Here is a 19,618-nt window from a genome sequence, read left to right as displayed (position 1 = left end):
AGTGTATAGGTACTGTACTGGTATTGTCGGCTAGGATGTCAGCCAATGCAAGAGTAAGTGGCCTGGCGGCAAAGTGCCGGGTGACACGTTGATCAGTGCTCTTGTTTCGCATCTTTTCGAGGAGACCATTGTCATGACCAGCCTGTCCATCCAAGCCAGCCAAGCCCCGCGTACTGCCAGCGAACTGTTGCCCGGCCTGGGCGAGATCGAGCAGGCGGCCGGCATCGTCTATGCCGGCATGGCCCCGACCCCGCAACTGTGCTGGCCGCTGCTGAACCAGGCACTGGGTGCCGAGGTGTGGGTCAAGCATGAGAATCACGCACCGACCGGCGCCTTCAAGGTGCGAGGCGGCATGGTCTATCTGCATCACCTGGCCCGGCAGCAGCCGCAACTGTCCGGCGTCATTTCCGCTACACGCGGCAATCACGGCCAGTCGGTCGGATTGTCGGCGCGCCGCTTCGGCATTCCCGCCACCATCGTCGTGCCCGAGGGCAACAGCCGCGAGAAGAACGCCGCCATGCGCGCCCTCGGCGTCGACCTGATCGAACACGGCCGCGAATTCCAGGATAGCCGCGAGCACGCCCAGCGCCTGGCCTGCGAGCAGCAGCTGCACATGATCCCTTCCTTCCATCGCGACCTGGTGGCGGGCGTGTCGACCTACTGGATGGAATTGTTCGCCGCCCAGCCCGCGCTGGACGTGGTGCTGGTGCCCATCGGCCAGGGCTCGGGCATGTGCGGTGCGGTCGCGGCCCGCAATGCACTGGGGCTCAAGACGCGCATCATCGGCGTGGTCTCGGCGCATGCGCTGGCCTACAAGCTCTCGTTCGAAGCGGGCCGCAAGATCGAGGCACCGGTCTCGACCTGCATCGCCGATGGCGTCGCCTGTCGCGTACCGGACCAGGCGTCGCTGGACGTGATGCTTACCGAGGTTGACGAGGTCGTCGCGGTGACCGATGACGAAGTGATGGACGCCATGAAGCTGGCCTTCATCGCTACCCACAACGTGGCCGAAGGCGCGGGGGCCTGTGCGCTGGCGGCCGCTCTGCAACTGCGCACGCGGCTGCGCGGCAAGAAGATCGGCGTCACGCTGTCCGGCGGCAATGTCGACCATGACGTGTTTGCCAGTATCCTGGCGCGCCCCGGTGCGGCCGCCGATGCACTGCTGGCGCCGGCCCAGGTGGTGTCGCTGGCGCAGGCCGCGCAAAGGAGAAACGCATGATCGAAGCCTTGCTGCCGCTGATGTCATTTGCCTTCGTCTCCTCCATCACGCCGGGGCCGAACAACATCATGCTGACCTCCTCGGGCATCTGGTTCGGCTTTCGTCGCTCGCTGCCGCACATGCTGGGCATCACCTTCGGCTTCGGCGTGCTGCTGGCCGTATGCGCATTCGGTATAGGCGAGCTGGTGGTGGCGGTGCCGCAAGTGGTGCTGCTGTTGAAGGCACTGGGCTGCGCTTATCTGCTCTACCTGGCCTGGCAGTTGCGCCGCATGGCCGTCTCCGGGGCGGGTGAGCGGGCGGTGCGGCCGATGTCGTTCCGGGCGGCCGCCATGTTCCAGTTCGCCAATCCCAAGGCCTGGGTGATGGCCATCACCGGCGCCTCGGCCTTCATGCCGTTGTTGCATAAGCAGTCCGGATGGCTGGCCATCCTGATTTACTGTGCGGTGTTCTGTGCCATCAACCTGCCTTGCGTGTCGGTGTGGGCCGGTGCCGGTGCGCTCTTGCGGCGCTATCTCGAACAGCCCCGGTGGCGCGCGATCTTTGCGGCGGTCATGATCCTGCTGACACTCTATTCGGCGCTGGCGATCTGGCTGTAGCAGCGGCAGGACATGGAAATCATTTATATCAATAACGCGTTTTGACCTCAGGGGAACTTCATGCAAGCCAGCAGCAAGACCAGCCACCCCGCAGCAGCGCCCGGCGCCGGCACGGCCCGTCACGAAAGCCGCGGCATGTGGCTGGGCCTGATCGGCGTGGCCATCTTCAGCCTCACGCTGCCCTTCACGCGCATTGCGGTGGCCGAGCTCAACCCGGCCTTCGTGGCGTTCGGCCGCGCGGTCGTGGCAGGGGTCTGCGCACTGGCGCTGCTGGCCTGGATCAAGGCGCCGCGCCCGACCCGGCAGCAATTGCGCGGCCTCATCATCACTGCCCTGGGCGTGGTGGTGGGTTTCCCGCTGTTTTCTTCGATTGCGATGCGTTATGTCCCGGCCGCCCATGGTGCCGTGGTGGTCGGCCTCCTGCCGCTGGCCACGGCCCTGTTCGGCGCGCTGCGCTTCGGTGAGCGGCCTTCGAAAGGTTTCTGGCTGGCCGCGCTGGCGGGCTCCGGCATCGTGATCGCCTTTGCCCTGCGCGAAGGGGGCGGCAGTTTCCATCTGGCTGATTTCGCGCTCTTTGCCGCCGTGGTCACTGCGGCCATGGGCTATGCCGAAGGCGGACGCCTGGCGCAGACCATGGGCGGCCAGAACGTGATCGCCTGGGCGCTGGTGGTGGCCTTGCCGGTGATGCTGCCGGTGTCGGTGTGGCTGGGCTGGCAGTACGGCGTGAGCGCTTCGTCGCCAGCCTGGCTGGCCTTTGCCTACGTATCGCTGTTCTCGATGTTCATCGGCTTTTTCTTCTGGTACAAGGGCCTGGCCCTGGGCGGCATCGCCCGGGTGGGGCAGGTGCAATTGTTGCAACCTTTCATGAGCCTGCTGGGCGCGGCGGTGATCGCCCATGAGGCGCTGGATGCGAGCAACATGCTCTTTGCCCTGGCCGTGATCGTGGTGGTGGCCATCGGCCGCCGCATGGCGGTGCGTCGCTGAAGGCCGCGCAGGCAGGGGGCGGCAAGCCGCTGACGCAGCTCTGACCGGGTTTGCGAGCCGAAATAGTTCAGCTGGGTCGGGCTAAAGCGGCTGTTTTTTGAGATAATCGAACACTTGTTTTTTCACATTTTGTCAACGCGCAACGCGCGAGCCATTTGCCTTTTGGCCGCAAGCGGGCGCTGTCCAACAGGGAGTACCGCATGTCCGTCTATGAAAAGCTGAAAGCACTGAACATCGAACTGCCCGCCGTGGCCACCCCGGCAGCAGCCTATGTGATGTATGCACAAACCGGCAATACCGTCTTCCTCTCCGGCCACCTGGCCAAGAAGGATGGCAAGGTATGGGTCGGCCAGCTGGGACGCGACATCGGCACCGACGACGCCAAGCTGGCCGCGCGCGCCGTGGCGGTGGACCTGATCGCCACCCTGCAGGCAGCCTGTGGCGGCGACCTGACCCGCGTCAAGCGCATCGTCAAGCTGATGAGCCTGGTCAATTCGACCGGCGAATTCACCGAACACCACCTGGTGACCAATGGCGCTTCCGAGCTGATCGGCGAAGTCTTCGGCGACGCTGGCAAGCATGCTCGTTCCGCCTTCGGCGTGGCGCAGCTGCCCATGGGCGCTTGCGTTGAAATCGAAATGATCGCCGAGATCGCCTGATCGCCTTGCATTAAAGGGCGGTGGCGGCCACAGTAGCCGCCCGGCCCCACGACCTCACACACCGAACACAGACTGAACGACCCGTATGAAACTCGAAAATCCCGCACCGCTGCAGTGGCAGTTCTCCCAGCGCGCCGAAGCCATGAAGAGCTCGGCCATCCGCGAAATCCTGAAGGTGACGATGCGTCCCGACATCACCTCCTTCGCCGGTGGCCTGCCGTCGCCGCTGACCTTCCCGGTCGAGCACATGAAGACCGCCTTCGACCGCGTGCTGAGCCAGCAAGGCAAGATGGCCCTGCAATATGGCCCGACCGATGGCTACCTGCCGCTGCGTGAATGGATCGCCGCGTCGCTGTCCACCGATGGCGCACAGATCACCGCCGAACAGGTGCTGATGGTCTCCGGATCGCAGCAAGGCCTGGACCTGCTGGGCAAGGTCATGATCGACGAAGGCAGCAAGGTGCTGGTCGAGACCCCCAGCTACCTGGGCGCACTGCAGGCCTTCTCGCTGTATGGTGCCAAGTTCGAGTCGGTGCCCAGCGACGAATTCGGCCTGCAACCCGAGACCATCGAAGCCATCGCCGGTGGTGCGCGCATGCTGTATTCGCTGCCCAATTTCCAGAACCCGACCGGCCGCACCCTGCCCACCGAGCGCCGCTTCAAGCTGGTGGAAACCTGTGCCCGCCTGGGTCTGCCGCTGATCGAGGATGATCCCTACGGTGCCCTGAGCTACCAGAATGCACCGCTGCCCAAGATGCTGTCGATGAATCCGTCGGGCGTGATCTACATGGGTTCCTTCTCCAAGGTGCTGACCCCCGGCATCCGCCTGGGCTACGTGGTGGCGCCGCGTCCGCTGATCCTGAAGATGGAGCAGGCCAAGCAAGCCACCGACCTGCACACTGCGCAGCTGACCCAGATGGTGGTGTACGAAGCCATCAAGGATGGTTTCCTGGACCAGCACGTGCCGACCATCCGCAAGCTCTATGGCGACCAGTGCCAGGCCATGCTGGACGCGCTGCAACAGTACTTCCCGGCCAGCTGCAGCTGGAGCAAGCCGGAAGGCGGCATGTTCATCTGGGTGACGCTGCCCGAGCACCTCGATGCCAGCGCGCTGTTGAACGAAGCAGTGGAACAGGAAAAGGTCGCCTTCGTCCCCGGCGCACCGTTCTATGCCAACGTGGCGCAGAAGAACACGCTGCGCCTGTCCTTCGTGACCGTGCCGCCGGAGCAGATCCGCGCCGGTGTGGAGCGCCTGGGCAAGCTGATCGCTTCCAAGCTGTAATCAGCTCAGCCCGGTTCACACTGCAGCCGTAGCGCGTTTTCGCTATCGCATGCTTCCCAAGGCCCGCATCGGAAACGATGCGGGCCTTGTTGTTGATGCACTCCTTGATTCACTGATCCAGCTTGAGCGTCTCCCCATGCTTGAGCGCAACAAACTGCTCCTGCGGCAACCCCGCCTCACGCAGGGCCTTGGCCAGTTCCTTGGGCGGCTCGTCGAGCGGATCGTCGGCCAACTCGAAGGTACCCCAGTGAATGGCGACCGATCGCTTGGCCCGCACGTCCTCATGGATCAATACGGCCTGGGCCGGGTCCACGTGCTGGTTCTGCATGAACCAGCGCGGCGCGTAGGCCCCGATGGGGATGAGCGCCAAATCGAATCGGCCGAAGCGTTCGCCGATGTCGCGGAAGTCCTTCGAATAGCCGGTATCCCCCGCAAAATAGACCGAGAAGGGCTCGGCACCCGCTTGCTGCGCCGCCGCCTGGATGACCCAGCCACCCCACAAGGTCTCTGAACGGTCGAACACGCCACGCGCCGACCAGTGCGTGGCCGGGACGAAGTAGATGTCCAGGTTGTCCATCACGGTCTTGTCCCACCAGTCCATTTCCTTCACGTTGGTGATGCCCCGCGACAGGAACCAGTCACGCACCCCCAGCGGCACCAGAAACAGCGGCGGTCCGCCCGCCTGAAGATTTAGTTGCTCCACGCTCGCCTGGTCCAGATGGTCGTAGTGGTTGTGCGAGATCACCACCACGTCGATATGCGGCAGCTCGCTGATCTGTACCGGCAGCGGCACCTTGCGCGACGGTCCGATGAAGGAGAAGGGCGAGGCCCGCTGCGAGAACATCGGATCGGTCAGCACGTTCTTGCCGCCCAGTTGCACCAGCGCCGTGGCATGGCCGATCCAGGTCACGCTGGGACTGCCGTGGTTGGCCTTCAACCAGGCGAGGTCAGGCTTGACGACGGGGAACTGGTAATTGTTTTCGGGCGGCTTGGGCAGGCCCTGGGTCAGGCGCTCCCACTGCCATTTCAAGAGGGAACCGCGTTCGGGCTGTGGGTAGTTGTTGCGAAACCCCGTCTCGGTGCGATTGCTCTTGTTGGGATCGTAGTACTTGCTGGAGGAAGAGCAGGCAGTCAGCCCGGCCGCCAGCAGCACGACCGCCAGGCCACGGGTGAGGTGTCGCAAAGGCTGCCGCAGGCAGGATGTCGCAGGGGGCATGGAAGAGGCGCGGCTGCCGCGCAGTGATGACGATGAGCGACATCCTAGCAGGCCGCAGCGCGGCCTGCAGCCGGTGCGTGCTACATCACGTACTGTGCCAGCCCGCGCCCGAATGACCAGTTCCCCTTGTCGCCCTCGACCAGGCTGATCATCACGTCATCCGGCCCGATGCCGGGGTTCTGCTGCAGGCGCGCCACGATGGCGGCGTAGAGCGCATTCTTCTGGGCCTGGGTGCGGGTATTGCTGACCGTCAGCTGGATCAGCACGAAGTCATCCGTGCGCGCCATGCCCATGTAGCTGCGGCTGAAGATCAGGTCTTCCGGATCATGCTCGGTGATGACCATGAAGCGGTCTTCCTCGGGCACATTGAAACTCTCGCGCAGGGCTTCGTAGATGTTGTCGGCAATGGCGCGGCGATAGCTGCGGGACTTGCCGCGCAATACGGAAATGCGGACCAGGGGCATGATGTTCTCCTTGCGGGTGATGGAAATGGCGGAGCGCGTTCACTCCATGCCTTGCATGCTATGCTGGTGCAATCATTTGAAAAACCACTGATTGATGATTTCAATGATTGAAATTCATCATCATGGATTTCGGACCGTGAGGACCCTTCACCATGGATAAACCGCTGGATCTGGACGCCGTCCAGGCTTTCGTGCTGGCCGCCGACCTGCAAAGCTTCACCCGTGCGGCCGAAGCGCTGGACAGCACGCAATCGGCCATCAGCTTCAAGCTCAAGAAGCTGGAGCAGCGGCTGGGCCGTCGCCTGCTGGAACGCACGCCGCGCCAGGTGCGCCTGTCGGCCGAAGGGCAGCAGTTCCTGCCGGCCGCACGCAGCCTGCTGGCCGCGCATGAGCGCGCGCTGGAACAACTGGACCAGGGGCCGGTCCGCTTCTCGGTCGGCATCAGCGACCACGTGGCCGGCGCCACCTTGCCGCGTGCGCTGGCGCAGGTCCACGCGGTCGATCCCGGCGTGGTGGTGGAGGTACGCGTGGGTTCCTCGCATGACCTGATGCCAGCCTATGAGCGCGGCGAGCTCGATGCCGTCATCGTGCGCCGCGAACCGCAGGACAAGGGCGGCAAGCTGGTCATGGAAGAGCGCATCGGCTGGTTCGCCCATCCCGATGCGCAATGCTGGGCCGGTCCGGCCTTGCGGGTGGCGACGTTTTCCTCGGCCTGCCGCATCCGCGAGCTGTCCTTGCGGCGGCTCGATGCGGCGGGGATCCCGTGGGTGGAGGTCTTCGTCGGTGGCGGCATTCTGGCGGTGGGGGCGGCGGTCAGTGCGGGTCTGGCGGTGTCGGCGCTGCTCCACCGCAGCGCTCCGTCCGGCGCGGTGGACGTGGGCGAGCGCCTGGGCTTGCCCAAGCTGCCGCTGGCCCAGGTAAGGCTGCATGCCCGGCTCAAGGAGCCGCGCTTGCAGAGTGCGCTGCGCACGCTGGTGGCGGCCTTGAAGTCGGTCTGAGGCCCGCGATGGTGTCTCAGGTGCGCGCTGCCTGTGGCTGCATGCGGCCGGGAATGGCCAGCCGGTTCATGGCATTCATCAGCGCGATGGCGATGGTCAGTTCGCTGTACTCCTGTGCGGTGAAGTGCTGGATCACGGCCTGGTAATCCGCATCCGGCGCGGCCGTCTGGTCGATGCGCGTGACCACTTCGGCCCAGGCCAGCGCGGCCTGCTCGCGCGGCGTAAACAGCGCGCCGGCTTCCTGCCAGACCGGGACCAGCACCAGCTTGTCGACCGGCATGCCGCTGCTGAGCAGGTCACGCGAATGCTTGTCGATGCAGTAGGCGCATCCGTTGATCAGCGACACCCGCAAAAACACCAGCTCCACCAGGTCGGCGGGCAGGCTGCATTGCTTGAGATGACGGTTCACGGCCAGCAGGCCGTCGTAGGCGGCGGTGGCATTCTTGTAGAGATCGATGCGGGCGGACATGGGGACTGGCTCCTGGATGTGATGGAAACGAGTCGCCATCATGCACCTGCATGGACCAGTCGATAAGTGCCAAGAATGGTGATTTGCACTAGTCCATGTCAGGCCGGTGCCAGCATGGGCAGGATGCGCCGTGCCAGCTCGGCGGCACGGCGGCGGCTGTCGATGTTGGTGAAGCTGAGCATGATCATCGGTGCCACTCCGGGGCGCGGTGCCAGCAGGCATTCCGACAGGGCGCGGCTGAACATGCCGTGCTGGCGCATCTTTTCCGCCAGCAGCCGGTCCGAGCGGCGGCCCTGCAGACGCAACAACAGATGCATGCCGCCGGGCGGCGAATCGATCCGGACATGGGAATGCAATACGCCTTCCAGACCGGCGATGGCCATGGTGCGGCGCTGGGCATACAGGCGCCGCATGCGCTGGATATGGCGGGCAAAATGCCCCTCGGCCATGAAGTCGGCCACGATATGCTGCGTCAGGGCCGGCGCGGCTCCGGAGAAGAGCTGCGCACTGTGCCGGAAGCGCTCCACCTGCGATTGCGGCACCACCAGGTAGGCCAGGCGAATGGCCGGGAACAGCACCTTGCTGAAGGTGCCGGCATAGAGGACGCGGTCCTCGCGGTCCAGGCTCTTGAGTGCGGGCAAGGGCCGGCTGACGTAGCGGTATTCGCCGTCGTAGTCATCTTCCACAATCCATGCCTGTTCACGCGCCGCCCATTCCAGCAAGGCCAGGCGGCGCGGCAGCGACAGGGCCACGCAAGTCGGGCTCTGATGCGCCGGCGTGACCACGGCGGCGCGTGCGCGGGCTGCATGGCGCAGTCCGTACTCGACCTGCATGCCGTCGCCGTCTACCGGCACGCCGGCCAGCTGCATGCCGGCTTCGCGCAGCAGGGCGGCGGTCGGGGCGTAGCCGGGGTCTTCCACCCAGATCTTGTCGCCCGGCTGGAGGAGGGTGCGGGTGATCAGGTTCAGGCTGTCGCGATAGCCGGAGGTGACGAAGACCTGTTCGGCCCGGCAATCGATACCGCGTGACAACTGCAGGTAGCGCGCAATTTCCGTTCGCAGCGCCATCAGTCCGGCCGGGGAGGGATAGAGCATGTCGGCGGCTTGCGTGGCCCGCGCTGCGCGTGCGGCCAGGCGTGCCCAGATCTTGCGCGGAAAGGCGTCCAGCGCCGGGATGCCCATCTGGAAGGGACGCGGGCCTTTGGATTCGGCCTGTCCCTCTTCCGGCAGGAGAGGATGGCGCGCGGCCACCGGCGATGTCCGTGAAGGAGCCGCCGTTGCCTTGCTGGCCGCTGCCTGCACTGCCGGGCGGACCCCGGCGGCAATGACCGTCCCGGCTTGTCCGCGCGCCTCCACGTAGCCCTCGGCGGCCAGCAGCGAATAGGCGGCCTCCACCGTGCCGCGCGCCAATCCCAATTCCGCAGCCAGTGCCCGTGCCGAGGGAATGCGGTCACCCGGCCGCAGCAGTCCGTCAGCCACGGCGCTGCGCAGGCGTGCGTAGATCTGGCGGTAGTACGCTTCGCCGGTGCTGCTGTCGAGGCGGATCAAGGATGAGGGAGGCAGGGAAATCATGGACCAGTCGAAATGTCATTTCTTGGATCTCCCGATTATGCCATCGGCTCATTAGGATGAAGCTCCTTCCACTCTGATGGCATCGAAGTTTCTACCATGGACCAAGTTTCCGAGATCACACCTGTGCCTCACTGGCATCTCACCGACGACGCGCTTCGTCACGCCGATACAGTCTCCGACCAGCTGGCCTGTTTTCCCGTGATGCACGAACTGCGTTCGCACCTGCGCGACAGCGAGGAGTTCCTGCAGCGCATCGGCCGCGCCATCCCGCAGGGTTACCGCATCCTGGCCGCCTGGGATCGGGGAAAGGTCGTTGCGCTCGCCGGTTATCGCTTTCAAGAGAACCTGGTCTATGGTCCTTTCCTTTATGTCGATGACCTGGTGGCCGCCAGTACTGAGCGCGGCAAGCGCTGGGGCGAACGGCTGCTGGCTGCGATGGAGGAGGTGGCGGCCCAGGCCGGCTGTGTCCGCCTGGTGCTCGATACCGGCATGGCCAATGCGCTGGCACAGCGCTTCTATTTCCGCCAGGGCATGCTGACTGGCGCGCTGCGCTTCGGCAAGACCATCGGAGGTGTCGCATGAAGATCCTGCAGCTGCTTGCCTCGCCGCGGCAGGAGGCTTCGAATGCCTGGTGGCTGTCGCGCCAGATCGTCGAGCGCATGGGCGCACAGCATCCACAGGCACAGGTCATCCTGCGCGACCTCTACGCCAGCGGCATTGCGCATGTCGATGCTGCCTATGCCGATGCGCTGGGCTCCCCCTTTGCCTTGGACGGCAGTGATGCGGGGCAGGGCACGCTGGCCCTGTCGGACCGTCTCATTGAAGAACTGGAGCAGGCTGACCAGGTGGTGATCGGCACGCCCATGCACAACTACACCGCGCCCTCGGTCCTGAAGGCGTGGATCGATCACGTGGTGCGGGTGCGCCGGACCTTTGCCATCACCCCGGATGGCAAAGCGGGCCTGCTGCGTGACCGGCCGGTGCATGTGGCGGTGGTCTCCGGCGGGCGCTTCACCGGCGCGTCGGCACGGCAGCCGGATTTCCTTACGCCCTATCTGAAGGTGGCGCTGGCGACCATCGGTCTGCATGACCTGCGCTTTACCGTGATGGAGGGCCTGGCTGCGGGCGCGCAGGCGGTACGCAACGAGCGCGAGCGTGTTGCTGTGGAGCTGGATCGGCAATTTTCAAGGGGCTGACAGGACTTTTCCTGAAGGAAAAACGGGCGATCTGCTCGCTCGATTTTTTTCGAAAAAAATCCCTTGAAAACCAAAATCCCCATCCCTAGATCGGTACCAGCAGATGCTCGACGTTGAGGTCTGCGACGAAAACATCGCTTAACTGAAAGGATATTTTTATGCGTACTTTTGATCTCTCCCCCCTGTACCGTACCGCTATCGGCTTCGATCGCCTGGCCCAGATGTTCGACAACGCCCAGCGCGCTGATCAGCCCAGCTATCCGCCGTACAACATCGAACTGGTGGCCGAGGACAAATACCGGATCACCATGGCCGTGGCTGGTTTCGCCCGCAGCGAAATCGACATCGAGACCGAAAACGAAACCCTCAAGATCACCGGCCGCAAGCAGAAGGAAGACAAGCAGGTCAACTTCCTGCACCGTGGCATCGCCGCCCGTGACTTCGAACAGCGCTTCCAGCTGGCCAACCACATCAAGGTGGTCGGTGCCAATCTGGAAAACGGCCTGCTCAACATCGAGCTGGTCCGTGAAATCCCCGAAGCACTGAAGCCGCGCAAGATCGAAATCGGTGCCGCCGAGGACAGCAACGTCCAGCGCCTGGAACGCGCTGCCTGATCGCTTCACTGCAGCAGGGTGCGGCCTTCGTCTGCAAGGCCGCACTTCCATCAACCGCCCGTCTCACCGGGCGGTTTTTTGCGTGCGTCACCACGGTTGTGATTGACGACAGTTACCTGCTTGGTTACGTTACACACTTCACCGTACTTCAGTCACCGCTCACGACCCGGCGCGCCCGTACGCCGGACCAGCTGCTCAAAACAAATTGGCACAGGAGCAATATCTTGCGTATATTGCGTCGGCCACAGGGAGAAACGCGTGAACGACCACCGATACCAGCACATCAACCCCGAACCCTTGCTCGATGCCATGGGTGGCGATGCCGCTGCCTGCCGCCACATGTTCGGCACCTTCGCCCAGAGCGCTCCCGCCACCTTCGACCGGCTGGCGCAAGCCATCTGCGCCGATGACGCCGCCCAGGTCAAACGCGAGGCACACAGCCTCAAGAGCATGACCGCCCTGGTCGGGGCCGGCGTGCTGACCGAACTGCTCAAGAGCGTGGAAACCCAGTCCCGCGCCGAACCGCCCCAAAGCGCCCAGCCGCAGCTGCCCGAATTGCAGAGCTTGTTCACCGCCGTTGCCGCCGAAGTGCGCCATTACGTCGACCAGGTCGGCGTGGCGCAATAAAGCCACGTTGCCCGGCGCGTCTTTCCGAATTTTTCGCACTTTTTGCACTTCCCCCCGCAGACGCCTTCCCTCAGGCCTCCCCCCGTCGCATCCTTCATAAATTACCGACTCATCAGTCAGTAACCTGACGTACATCAATCGGGTTTTCAGCAGGGCTCTTCATAATGTGGTCACTCCAGACGAAGCTTTTGACGAAGCTTTCCGTCGCTCCATTTCCTGCCGATGCCGAGAATCACGATGTGCGAACCCTCTCTGCGAATCCGTCCCTTGCTGGCTGCCTTGCCGCTCCTGCTGGTGGCCTGCCAGTCGATGGCGCCGGATTACCAGCGGCCCGCTGCACCGGTGGCGGCGCACTATCCGCAGCAGGCCGATGGCGCGGGTGAAGCCGCACCGGCACTCGGCTGGCAAGCCTGGTTCCGCGATCCGCAACTGCAAGCCCTCATTACCCAGGCTCTGGCCAACAACCGCGACCTGCGGGCAGCGGCCTTGCGGGTCGAGGAGGCGAGGGCGCTCTACGGCATCCAGCGCGCCGACCTGTTTCCCTCCGTTGGTGCACAGGCAGGCCTGGATCGCTCGCGCACTCCGGCCGACCTCAACCTGACCGGACGCCCGCTGGTCGGCAGTGCCTATCAGGCCGGCGTGGGCCTGAGCACCTGGGAGCTGGACCTGTGGGGCCGCCTGCGCAGCCTGGATGACGCCGCGCTGCAAACCGCGCTGGCCAGCGAAGCCACCCGCCGTGCCGCAGCCCTGAGCCTGGTGGCCCAGGTGGCCGATGCCTGGCTGGAATTGGCCGAGATCGACGAACGCCTGGCCATCGCCCGCGACACCATCGCCAGCCGGCAGGAGAGCTATCGCATCTTTGCGCGCCGGGTCGAGGTCGGCGCCACCTCGCGCCTGAACCTGACCCAGATCGAGACCCTGCTCACACAAGCCCAGGCCTTGGGCGCACAGCTGGAACAGCAGCGCGCACAACGTTTGAATGCACTCACGCTGCTGGTCGGTTCGCCACTGGAACTTCCAGTTGGCCAGGCGCGGCCGGCACTGGATGCGGTGTTCCCGGCGCTGTCGCCGGGCACGCCTTCGCTGCTGCTCACGCGCCGCCCCGACGTGGCCGCTGCCGAGCATCGCCTGCAAGCGGCCAATGCCAATATCGGTGCAGCACGCGCGGCCTTCTTTCCCGGCATTTCGCTCACGGGCAACCTCGGCACGGCCAGCGCTGAACTGAGCGGATTGTTCCGCGATGGCAGCCATGCCTGGAGTTTCTCGCCCAGCCTGTCGCTGCCGATCTTCACGGCAGGCCGCCTGCGCAACAACCTGAACCTGGCCGAAGTGCGGCGCGACCTGGCCGTGGCCAATTACGAAAAAACCATCCAGTCCGCCTTCCGTGACGTCGCCGATGCGCTGGCCGCGCGCCAGTGGCTGACCCGCCAGCTCGCCATTGCCGAGACGGCGGTGCAGGTCCAGACCGAGCGGGCGCGCCTGTCCACGCTGCGCTATGACAACGGCGCTGCGCCTTTCCTCGACGTGCTCGACGCCCAGCGCGACCTGCTGAGCGCACGCCAGCAGCGGGTGCAGATCCGGCGTGCGCTGCTGTCCTCGTCGGTGGCGCTGTATGCGGCGCTGGGTGGCGACAGCAATGCGCCTGCGGCTTTCCCCCTTTCTTCCGGACCCCGACCATGACGCTCCCTCACGCCAAGAAACCCCTGCTGGCCGCCGCGCTGGCCGTGCTCCTCGCCGGCGGTGCGGCCTATGCCTGGCTGCGCCTGCACCACAGCGGCCCCGGCGAGGGATTCGCCAGCGGCAACGGCCGCATCGAAGCCACCGAAGTGGATGTGGCCACCAAGCTGGGTGGCCGGGTCGATGCAATCCTCGTCAATGAAGGCGACTTCGTCGCAGCCGGCCAGCCGCTGGCCCGCATGCAGGTACTGTCGCTGGAAGCCCAGCGCGACGAGGCCCAGGCGCGCCAGCAGCAATCGGTCTCGGCCGTGGCCAGTGCCGAGGCCCAGGTGGCCGTGCGCGAGAGCGATCATCAGGCCGCATTGGCCCAGGCCGCGCAGCGCGCCAGCGAGCTGGATGCGGCACGGCGCCGCCTGGCGCGCTCGGAGGTGCTGGTCAAGGAAGGCGCCTCCTCGCTGCAGGAAGTGGACGACGACCGTGCCCGCGTGCTGAGCATGGAAGCGGCCTTCACGGCCGCCAAGGCACAAGTGACTGCCGCCCAGGCCGCCGTGGCAGCCGCGCGCACCCAGGTCAGCGGTGCGCGCGCTACGGTCACGGCCGCAGTGGCCACGGTCCAGCGCATCAAGGTCGACATCGACGACAGCACGCTCGTGGCCCCGCGCGCCGGACGCGTGCAATACCGCATCGCTCAGCCGGGCGAAGTGCTGGGCGGGGGCGGCAAGCTGCTCAACCTGGTGGACTTGAGCGATGTCTACATGACCTTCTTCGTTCCCGAGACCGTCGCCGGCAAGCTGGCGCTGGGCGGCGAGGCACGCATCGTGCTGGACGCCGCCCCGCAATACGTGATCCCGGCGCGTATTTCATTCGTGGCCAGCACTGCGCAGTTCACGCCCAAGACGGTAGAGACCGCCAGCGAGCGGCAGAAGCTGATGTTTCGCGTCAAGGCGCAGATCGATCCGGCGCTGCTGCGCCAGCACCTGACCCTGGTCAAGACCGGCTTGCCCGGCGTGGCCTGGGTGCGGACCGACCATGCGCGTGACTGGCCCGCCACGCTGGCGGTGAAGGTCCCGCAATGACAGAGAGCCTTGGTCAGAGCCTGGTGGCGCGCCTGTCGGGCGTGTCGCTGCGCTATGGCCAGAAGCCGGCCTTGCAGGCGATCTCGCTGGAGATTCCGGCCGGCTGCATGGTCGGCCTGATCGGGCCCGATGGCGTGGGCAAATCCAGCCTGCTCTCGCTGGTGGCCGGTGCACGCGCCCTGCAGGAAGGGGACGTGGAGGTCCTCGGTGGCGACATGCGCCGCGCCGCACATCGTGAAGCGGTCTGCCCGCGCATTGCCTACATGCCGCAGGGTCTGGGCAAGAATCTGTATCCGACGCTGTCGGTGGAGGAGAACCTGCAATTCTTTGGCCGCCTGTTCGGCCAGTCCGCGCAGGAGCGTCGCCAGCGCATCGATACGCTCACCGCCGGCACCGGCCTGTCGCCTTTCCTGGCGCGGCCGGCGGGCAAGCTCTCCGGCGGCATGAAGCAGAAGCTGGGGTTGTGCTGTTCGCTGATCCACGACCCTGACCTGCTGATCCTGGACGAACCCACCACCGGCGTCGATCCGCTCTCGCGTGCGCAGTTCTGGGACCTCATCGCGCACATACGCCAGCAGCGGCCCGGCATGAGCGTCATCGTGGCGACGGCCTACATGGAAGAAGCCGACCGCTTCGATTTCCTGGTGGCCATGGATGACGGCCAGATCCTGGCCACCGGCACGCCTGCCGAGCTGCATGCGCGCACCGGTACGGCGGCACTGGAAGAGGCCTTCATCGCCTTGCTGCCACCCGATAAACGGCGCGGCCACCAGCCCGTGCAGGTGACACCGCTGGACCCGGCGCGGCAAGCCGAGATCGCCATCGAAGCGCGCGGCCTGACCATGCGGTTCGGCGATTTCGTGGCGGTGGATCATGTGGACTTCCGCATCCGGCGCGGCGAGATCTTCGGATTCCTGGGCTCCAACGGCTGCGGCAAATCCACCACCATGAAGATGCTGACCGGCCTCCTGCCTGCCAGCGAAGGCCAGGCCTGGCTGTTCGGCCAGGCCGTCGATCCGCGCGACATGGCGACGCGGGCGCGTGTGGGCTACATGTCGCAGGCCTTTTCGCTGTATGGCGAATTGAGCGTGCGCCAGAACCTGGTGCTGCATGCACGGCTGTATCGCGTGCCGCAGGAGCAGATCGCGGCGCGCACAGAAGAGATGGCGCAGCGCTTCGGCCTGCAGGAGGTGATGGACAGCCTGCCCGAGAGCCTGCCGCTGGGCATCCGCCAGCGGCTCTCGCTGGCCGTGGCGATGGTGCACAAGCCGGAGCTGCTGATCCTGGATGAACCGACTTCGGGCGTGGACCCGATCGCGCGCGACCTGTTCTGGCAATTGATGATCGATCTCGCGCGGCGCGACCAGGTGACGATATTCATCTCCACCCATTTCATGAACGAGGCCCAGCGCTGCGACCGCATTTCGCTCATGCACGCCGGGCGCGTGCTGGTCAGCGCCACGCCGGAGGAACTGATCCGCCAGCGCGGGTCGGCGACTTTGGAACAAGCCTTCATTGGGTACCTGGAAGAAGCGGCCGGGAAGGGCGCAATGCCGCCTGCGCCTGAAGTAAAAGTCACATCGGCCCGGAACCCCGCGCCAGCTGGCGATGGCCGCCTGCGCACCAGCCTGGGCCGCGCCCTCAGCTACAGCCAGCGCGAGAGCCTGGAACTGCGGCGCGACCCGGTGCGCGCCACCCTGGCCTTGCTGGGCACGGTGATCCTGATGTTCATCATCGGCTATGGCATCAACCTCGACGTGGAAAACCTCAGCTATGCCGTGCTCGACCGCGACCAGACCGGCCTGAGCCAGAACTATGCGCTGAACCTGTCGGGTTCGCGCTACTTCATCGAGCAGCCGCCCATCCGCGATTACCAGGACCTGGACCGCCGCATGCGCAGCGGCGAGATCTCTCTGGCCATTGAAATCCCGCCCGGCTTCGCCCGTGACATCGCACGCGGCAAGCCGGTGGAAGTAGGGGCCTGGGTCGATGGTGCCATGCCCACGCGCGCCGAGACCGTGCGCGGTTACGTGCAGGGCATGCATCAACTGTGGCTGGCCGACATGGCCACGCACCGGCTGGGCCAGCGCCTGGCGCAGCCCGCCACGATCGAGACGCGCTATCGCTACAACCCGGACGTCAAGAGCCTCCCTGCCATGGTGCCGGCCATCATCCCGCTGCTGCTGATGATGATCCCGGCCATGCTGACGGCGCTGTCGGTGGTGCGCGAGAAGGAGCTCGGCTCCATCCTCAATCTCTACGTCACGCCGGTCACGCGTACCGAATTCCTGCTGGGCAAGCAGCTGCCTTATCTGGTGCTGGGCATGCTCAATTTCGCCATGCTGACGCTGCTGGCCGTGACCGTGTTCGGGGTGCCGGTCAAGGGCAGCCTCTTCACGCTGACGCTGGCGGCGCTGGTCTTCATCATCTGCTCGACCGGGTTTGGCCTCTTGGCTTCGACCTTTACGCGCAGCCAGATTGCGGCCCTCTTCGTGACCATGATCGGCACCATCATTCCCTGCGTGCAGTTCGCCGGACTGTTGAATCCGGTCTCTTCGCTCGAAGGCATGGGTGCGCTGATCGGACAGGTCTATCCGGCCACGCATTTCCTCACCATCAGCCGTGGCGTGTTCAGCAAGGCGCTGGCGGTGGGTGACCTGGGCGCCTCGTTCTGGCCGCTGGTGCTGGCGGCCCCCGTGATCCTGGGGTTGTCGGTGTGGCTGCTGAAGAAGCAGGAGCAATGAGATGCGCCGCGCGCCTGCCAGCCTGTCCAACATTTTTCGTCTCGGCGTCAAGGAGCTGTGGAGCCTGCTGCGCGATCCGGCCATGCTGGTGCTGATCGCCTACACCTTCACGCTCTCCATCTATGTGGCCGCCACGGCCATGCCGGAGAGCCTGCACAATGCCGCCATCGCCATCGTCGACAACGATGGCTCGCCGCTGTCGGCACGCATTGCGTCCTTGTTCTATCCCCCGCATTTCAAGGTGGCCCGGCTGGTGACGGCGCGCGAGGCCGATGCCGGGCTCGATGCAGGAGACTACACCTTCGTCTTGGACATCCCGGCAGATTTCCAGCGTGACGTGCTGGCCGGGCGCGCGCCAGCGGTCCAGTTGAACGTGGATGCTACGCGCATGAGCCAGGCGTTTACCGGCAACAGCTACATCCAGCAGATGGTCAGCAACGAGGTCACGCAATTCGTGCGGCGTAGCGAGGCCGCTGGCGATGCGCCGGTGGGACTGGCCTTGCGCATGCGCTTCAATCCCAACCTGGAGCAATCCTGGTTCGGCTCGCTCATGGAGATCATCAACAACGTCACCATGCTCTCCATCATCCTGACGGGGGCGGCGCTCATTCGCGAGCGCGAGCACGGCACCATCGAACACCTGCTGGTGATGCCGGTGAGTCCGGCCGAGATCATGCTGGCCAAGGTGTGGGCGATGGGTTCGGTGGTGGCGCTGGCGGCCTTGATGTCGTTGCTGCTGATCGTGCGGGGCGCCTTGCAGGTGCCCATCGAGGGCTCGCTGGCGCTGTTCATGCTGGTGACGGTGCTGCATCTGTTTGCCACTACCTCGATGGGCATCTTCATGGCCACGTTGGCGCGTTCGATGCCGCAGTTCGGGATGCTCACCGTACTGGTGCTGTTGCCGCTGCAATTGCTGTCGGGCGGCTCCACGCCGCGCGAGAGCATGCCTGTACCGGTACAGGACATCATGCTGGCCGCCCCGACCACGCATTTTGTCGCGGCGGGGCAAGCCATACTGTACCGGGGCGCTGGCCTGGAAGTGATCTGGCCGCAACTGCTGGCCATCCTGGCAATTGGCCTGGTCCTGTTTGTAGCTGCACTGGGCCGGTTCAGAAAGACCATCAGCCAGATGGCGTGATGGAGGAGGGCGCGCGCAGCTGCGCTGCCCACATGACTAGCGATGCAATCAACCGGGAGCAATCATCATGGACTTCAACAGCCCGTCAACCTGGATACCGCTCATCAGCATCGCGCTGCTGCTGATCGGCTACGGCCAACGCGCGCAACGCTGGGCACCTTATTGCATGCTGGCGGGGGCGTTTGGATTGCTGGGGGTGTTGGTGTATCGGGTGTCGGTGGCGATTGGGTGACGAGTTTTCAAGAGCCGGCATCACCACAGGCTTCGCTGATGGCGCGCAGTGCCAGCAACGCGGCAGGGAGGTCATCCGGACTGTCCAGTGACTCCACAGCGGCCTTCAGGTACTCGATGGCCAGTACAGGGTTCGCGCGCAGTTCGGCGATTTCACGCTCGTGGTGAGAAACCGCAGCCTTGATCTTGTTCATGGTTGACTCACTGATGTCGCCTGTTGCTGGCATAAATCATTTAAATAATATTTCCGGTCATCATTGGCAGGCGCGGGGCCTTGCAGATCTTCGTTCGGGAGTCGCTTGAAAGAGGACCAATGTTTCCGTGGCAGTGATACGAATCCGCTTTGGCACAGGGCTGGAATCACTTGCGGGTTTTCGCCACAACGCAGGTCATTGTTGATGACACAGCGTTCAGCCTCGGCGATGCCCAGTGTGGGGAGTGGGTCCTCTGAAATCACCATGAGGCTGTATTCGATATCCGGGAAAACCTGCTTGCCATGCAGTCTCCAATATTTCTCATGAAGGCTGCAGGCATACATCGCGAGGGCCGGTAGCAGGACGGTGGCTGCCAGTGCCACGGCAACCAGCATGGTATTGGCGACCGTTTGCCGTGTCTTTTTGAGCAGAAGATGGCCGATAAGGGGAAATGTGATGGAACATCCCAGCGCCCACAGCAGCGGGTCGTCCGGGCAACTTTCTCCGCAATTCGTGATGAAGGCCGTATTGAGCGCTCCCACAGAAACTCCGCACCCAATGCCCACGGTGCTCAGTAATGGAAATGCAAAGCAACTTTTCATCTGGTCACTAAAAAAGAGAGTTTGCATTGCCCTGCCAAGATTTGAATAGAAGATGCAGTTC

21 protein-coding genes are annotated in these 19,618 nt (G+C 64.7%); 15 read left to right on the top strand and 6 right to left on the bottom strand.

Going from position 1 to position 19,618, the window contains the following annotated elements:
* Positions 1-133 precede the first annotated feature (133 nt).
* The 5 genes from ACWHXP_RS10910 (at position 134) to ACWHXP_RS10890 (ending at position 4,740) form a co-directional block, all read left to right on the top strand.
* Positions 134-1,219 carry a threonine dehydratase gene (locus tag ACWHXP_RS10910; RefSeq protein WP_489625237.1) on the top strand — a complete coding sequence of 362 codons (1,086 nt, stop codon included), beginning with the start codon at positions 134-136 and terminating at the stop codon, positions 1,217-1,219.
* A complete protein-coding gene (locus ACWHXP_RS10905) occupies positions 1,216-1,815 on the top strand; it encodes a LysE family translocator (protein ID WP_310835306.1) in 600 nt (199 codons plus the stop codon). Before ACWHXP_RS10910 ends, ACWHXP_RS10905 begins: the two co-directional genes overlap by 4 nt.
* A 60-nt stretch (positions 1,816-1,875) precedes the next feature.
* Positions 1,876-2,799, top strand: a complete 924-nt coding sequence (locus tag ACWHXP_RS10900; protein WP_121039282.1) for a DMT family transporter — start codon at positions 1,876-1,878, stop codon at positions 2,797-2,799.
* A gap of 200 nt (positions 2,800-2,999) precedes the next feature.
* On the top strand, positions 3,000-3,458 hold the full coding sequence (locus tag ACWHXP_RS10895) for a RidA family protein (RefSeq protein WP_039786637.1): 459 nt from the start codon (positions 3,000-3,002) through the stop codon (positions 3,456-3,458).
* 85 nt (positions 3,459-3,543) lie between these two features.
* A complete protein-coding gene (locus ACWHXP_RS10890; protein ID WP_039786579.1) occupies positions 3,544-4,740 on the top strand; it encodes an aminotransferase-like domain-containing protein in 1,197 nt (398 codons plus the stop codon).
* Between the two features lie 109 nt (positions 4,741-4,849).
* Here the strand turns inward: ACWHXP_RS10890 and ACWHXP_RS10885 are convergent, their stop codons facing one another.
* Positions 4,850-5,956 (bottom strand): MBL fold metallo-hydrolase, encoded by a 1,107-nt coding sequence (locus ACWHXP_RS10885; protein WP_489625239.1) that lies wholly within the window; start codon positions 5,954-5,956, stop codon positions 4,850-4,852.
* An 80-nt stretch (positions 5,957-6,036) separates the two neighbouring features.
* Positions 6,037-6,420, bottom strand: a complete 384-nt coding sequence (locus ACWHXP_RS10880) for a tautomerase family protein (protein ID WP_489633863.1) — start codon at positions 6,418-6,420, stop codon at positions 6,037-6,039.
* A 152-nt stretch (positions 6,421-6,572) separates the two neighbouring features.
* On the opposite strand from ACWHXP_RS10880, the gene ACWHXP_RS10875 reads away from it, so the two are divergent.
* Positions 6,573-7,418, top strand: coding sequence for a LysR family transcriptional regulator (locus ACWHXP_RS10875; RefSeq protein WP_134135110.1), 846 nt, complete (start codon positions 6,573-6,575; stop codon positions 7,416-7,418).
* 16 nt (positions 7,419-7,434) lie between these two features.
* Here the strand turns inward: ACWHXP_RS10875 and ACWHXP_RS10870 are convergent, their stop codons facing one another.
* Entirely contained in the window at positions 7,435-7,887 is a 453-nt protein-coding gene (locus tag ACWHXP_RS10870) for a carboxymuconolactone decarboxylase family protein (RefSeq protein ID WP_134135111.1), read from the bottom strand.
* Between the two features lie 98 nt (positions 7,888-7,985).
* Complete coding sequence (gene pdxR, locus ACWHXP_RS10865) at positions 7,986-9,458, bottom strand: MocR-like pyridoxine biosynthesis transcription factor PdxR (RefSeq protein ID WP_489633864.1); 1,473 nt, start codon at positions 9,456-9,458, stop codon at positions 7,986-7,988.
* Between the two features lie 96 nt (positions 9,459-9,554).
* Between pdxR and ACWHXP_RS10860 the strand changes: the two genes are divergently transcribed.
* The 9 genes from ACWHXP_RS10860 to ACWHXP_RS10820 all read left to right on the top strand — a co-directional run bounded on the left by ACWHXP_RS10860 (position 9,555) and on the right by ACWHXP_RS10820 (position 18,762).
* On the top strand, positions 9,555-10,040 hold the full coding sequence (locus ACWHXP_RS10860) for a GNAT family N-acetyltransferase (RefSeq protein WP_489625243.1): 486 nt from the start codon (positions 9,555-9,557) through the stop codon (positions 10,038-10,040).
* Complete coding sequence (locus ACWHXP_RS10855; RefSeq protein WP_489625244.1) at positions 10,037-10,654, top strand: FMN-dependent NADH-azoreductase; 618 nt, start codon at positions 10,037-10,039, stop codon at positions 10,652-10,654. Before ACWHXP_RS10860 ends, ACWHXP_RS10855 begins: the two co-directional genes overlap by 4 nt.
* Positions 10,655-10,812: 158 nt before the next feature.
* On the top strand, positions 10,813-11,268 hold the full coding sequence (locus tag ACWHXP_RS10850) for an Hsp20 family protein (protein ID WP_034336500.1): 456 nt from the start codon (positions 10,813-10,815) through the stop codon (positions 11,266-11,268).
* Positions 11,269-11,526: 258 nt separating this feature from the next.
* A complete protein-coding gene (locus tag ACWHXP_RS10845; protein WP_489633865.1) occupies positions 11,527-11,895 on the top strand; it encodes an Hpt domain-containing protein in 369 nt (122 codons plus the stop codon).
* A 237-nt stretch (positions 11,896-12,132) separates the two neighbouring features.
* A complete protein-coding gene (locus tag ACWHXP_RS10840; RefSeq protein ID WP_489633866.1) occupies positions 12,133-13,575 on the top strand; it encodes an efflux transporter outer membrane subunit in 1,443 nt (480 codons plus the stop codon).
* On the top strand, positions 13,572-14,648 hold the full coding sequence (locus ACWHXP_RS10835) for an HlyD family secretion protein (protein ID WP_489633867.1): 1,077 nt from the start codon (positions 13,572-13,574) through the stop codon (positions 14,646-14,648). The genes ACWHXP_RS10840 and ACWHXP_RS10835 overlap by 4 nt, the downstream gene beginning before the upstream one ends.
* Positions 14,645-17,392, top strand: a complete 2,748-nt coding sequence (rbbA, locus tag ACWHXP_RS10830) for a ribosome-associated ATPase/putative transporter RbbA (protein ID WP_489633868.1) — start codon at positions 14,645-14,647, stop codon at positions 17,390-17,392. Before ACWHXP_RS10835 ends, rbbA begins: the two co-directional genes overlap by 4 nt.
* Before the next feature lies 1 nt (position 17,393).
* Complete coding sequence (locus ACWHXP_RS10825) at positions 17,394-18,530, top strand: ABC transporter permease (protein ID WP_121039314.1); 1,137 nt, start codon at positions 17,394-17,396, stop codon at positions 18,528-18,530.
* 67 nt (positions 18,531-18,597) lie between these two features.
* Positions 18,598-18,762 carry a hypothetical protein gene (locus ACWHXP_RS10820; RefSeq protein WP_157845743.1) on the top strand — a complete coding sequence of 55 codons (165 nt, stop codon included), beginning with the start codon at positions 18,598-18,600 and terminating at the stop codon, positions 18,760-18,762.
* Positions 18,763-18,769: 7 nt separating this feature from the next.
* Here ACWHXP_RS10820 and ACWHXP_RS10815 read toward each other — a convergent pair whose 3' ends face one another.
* Positions 18,770-18,955 (bottom strand): hypothetical protein, encoded by a 186-nt coding sequence (locus tag ACWHXP_RS10815; RefSeq protein WP_489633869.1) that lies wholly within the window; start codon positions 18,953-18,955, stop codon positions 18,770-18,772.
* Entirely contained in the window at positions 18,952-19,584 is a 633-nt protein-coding gene (locus ACWHXP_RS10810; RefSeq protein ID WP_489633870.1) for a hypothetical protein, read from the bottom strand. Before ACWHXP_RS10810 ends, ACWHXP_RS10815 begins: the two co-directional genes overlap by 4 nt.
* Between the last annotated feature and the right edge of the window lie 34 nt (positions 19,585-19,618).

The sequence above is a fragment of the Herbaspirillum sp. Her2 genome, from assembly GCF_057961375.1.
This window is presented reverse-complemented; position numbering and strand designations above follow the sequence as displayed.

What these genes read in the sequence shown, in the direction of transcription:
- ACWHXP_RS10820 (WP_157845743.1), top strand. Translation starts at nt 18,598, where the DNA reads ATGGACTTCAACAGCCCGTCAACCTGGATACCGCTCATCAGCATCGCG.
- ACWHXP_RS10905 (WP_310835306.1), top strand. Translation starts at nt 1,216, where the DNA reads ATGATCGAAGCCTTGCTGCCGCTGATGTCATTTGCCTTCGTCTCCTCC.
- pdxR (WP_489633864.1), bottom strand. Translation starts at nt 9,458, where the DNA reads ATGATTTCCCTGCCTCCCTCATCCTTGATCCGCCTCGACAGCAGCACC.
- ACWHXP_RS10880 (WP_489633863.1), bottom strand. Translation starts at nt 6,420, where the DNA reads ATGCCCCTGGTCCGCATTTCCGTATTGCGCGGCAAGTCCCGCAGCTAT.
- rbbA (WP_489633868.1), top strand. Translation starts at nt 14,645, where the DNA reads ATGACAGAGAGCCTTGGTCAGAGCCTGGTGGCGCGCCTGTCGGGCGTG.
- ACWHXP_RS10825 (WP_121039314.1), top strand. Translation starts at nt 17,394, where the DNA reads ATGCGCCGCGCGCCTGCCAGCCTGTCCAACATTTTTCGTCTCGGCGTC.
- ACWHXP_RS10810 (WP_489633870.1), bottom strand. Translation starts at nt 19,584, where the DNA reads ATGCAAACTCTCTTTTTTAGTGACCAGATGAAAAGTTGCTTTGCATTT.
- ACWHXP_RS10855 (WP_489625244.1), top strand. Translation starts at nt 10,037, where the DNA reads ATGAAGATCCTGCAGCTGCTTGCCTCGCCGCGGCAGGAGGCTTCGAAT.
- ACWHXP_RS10900 (WP_121039282.1), top strand. Translation starts at nt 1,876, where the DNA reads ATGCAAGCCAGCAGCAAGACCAGCCACCCCGCAGCAGCGCCCGGCGCC.
- ACWHXP_RS10840 (WP_489633866.1), top strand. Translation starts at nt 12,133, where the DNA reads ATGTGCGAACCCTCTCTGCGAATCCGTCCCTTGCTGGCTGCCTTGCCG.
- ACWHXP_RS10835 (WP_489633867.1), top strand. Translation starts at nt 13,572, where the DNA reads ATGACGCTCCCTCACGCCAAGAAACCCCTGCTGGCCGCCGCGCTGGCC.
- ACWHXP_RS10885 (WP_489625239.1), bottom strand. Translation starts at nt 5,956, where the DNA reads ATGCCCCCTGCGACATCCTGCCTGCGGCAGCCTTTGCGACACCTCACC.
- ACWHXP_RS10895 (WP_039786637.1), top strand. Translation starts at nt 3,000, where the DNA reads ATGTCCGTCTATGAAAAGCTGAAAGCACTGAACATCGAACTGCCCGCC.
- ACWHXP_RS10850 (WP_034336500.1), top strand. Translation starts at nt 10,813, where the DNA reads ATGCGTACTTTTGATCTCTCCCCCCTGTACCGTACCGCTATCGGCTTC.
- ACWHXP_RS10815 (WP_489633869.1), bottom strand. Translation starts at nt 18,955, where the DNA reads ATGAACAAGATCAAGGCTGCGGTTTCTCACCACGAGCGTGAAATCGCC.
- ACWHXP_RS10910 (WP_489625237.1), top strand. Translation starts at nt 134, where the DNA reads ATGACCAGCCTGTCCATCCAAGCCAGCCAAGCCCCGCGTACTGCCAGC.
- ACWHXP_RS10860 (WP_489625243.1), top strand. Translation starts at nt 9,555, where the DNA reads ATGGACCAAGTTTCCGAGATCACACCTGTGCCTCACTGGCATCTCACC.
- ACWHXP_RS10875 (WP_134135110.1), top strand. Translation starts at nt 6,573, where the DNA reads ATGGATAAACCGCTGGATCTGGACGCCGTCCAGGCTTTCGTGCTGGCC.
- ACWHXP_RS10870 (WP_134135111.1), bottom strand. Translation starts at nt 7,887, where the DNA reads ATGTCCGCCCGCATCGATCTCTACAAGAATGCCACCGCCGCCTACGAC.
- ACWHXP_RS10890 (WP_039786579.1), top strand. Translation starts at nt 3,544, where the DNA reads ATGAAACTCGAAAATCCCGCACCGCTGCAGTGGCAGTTCTCCCAGCGC.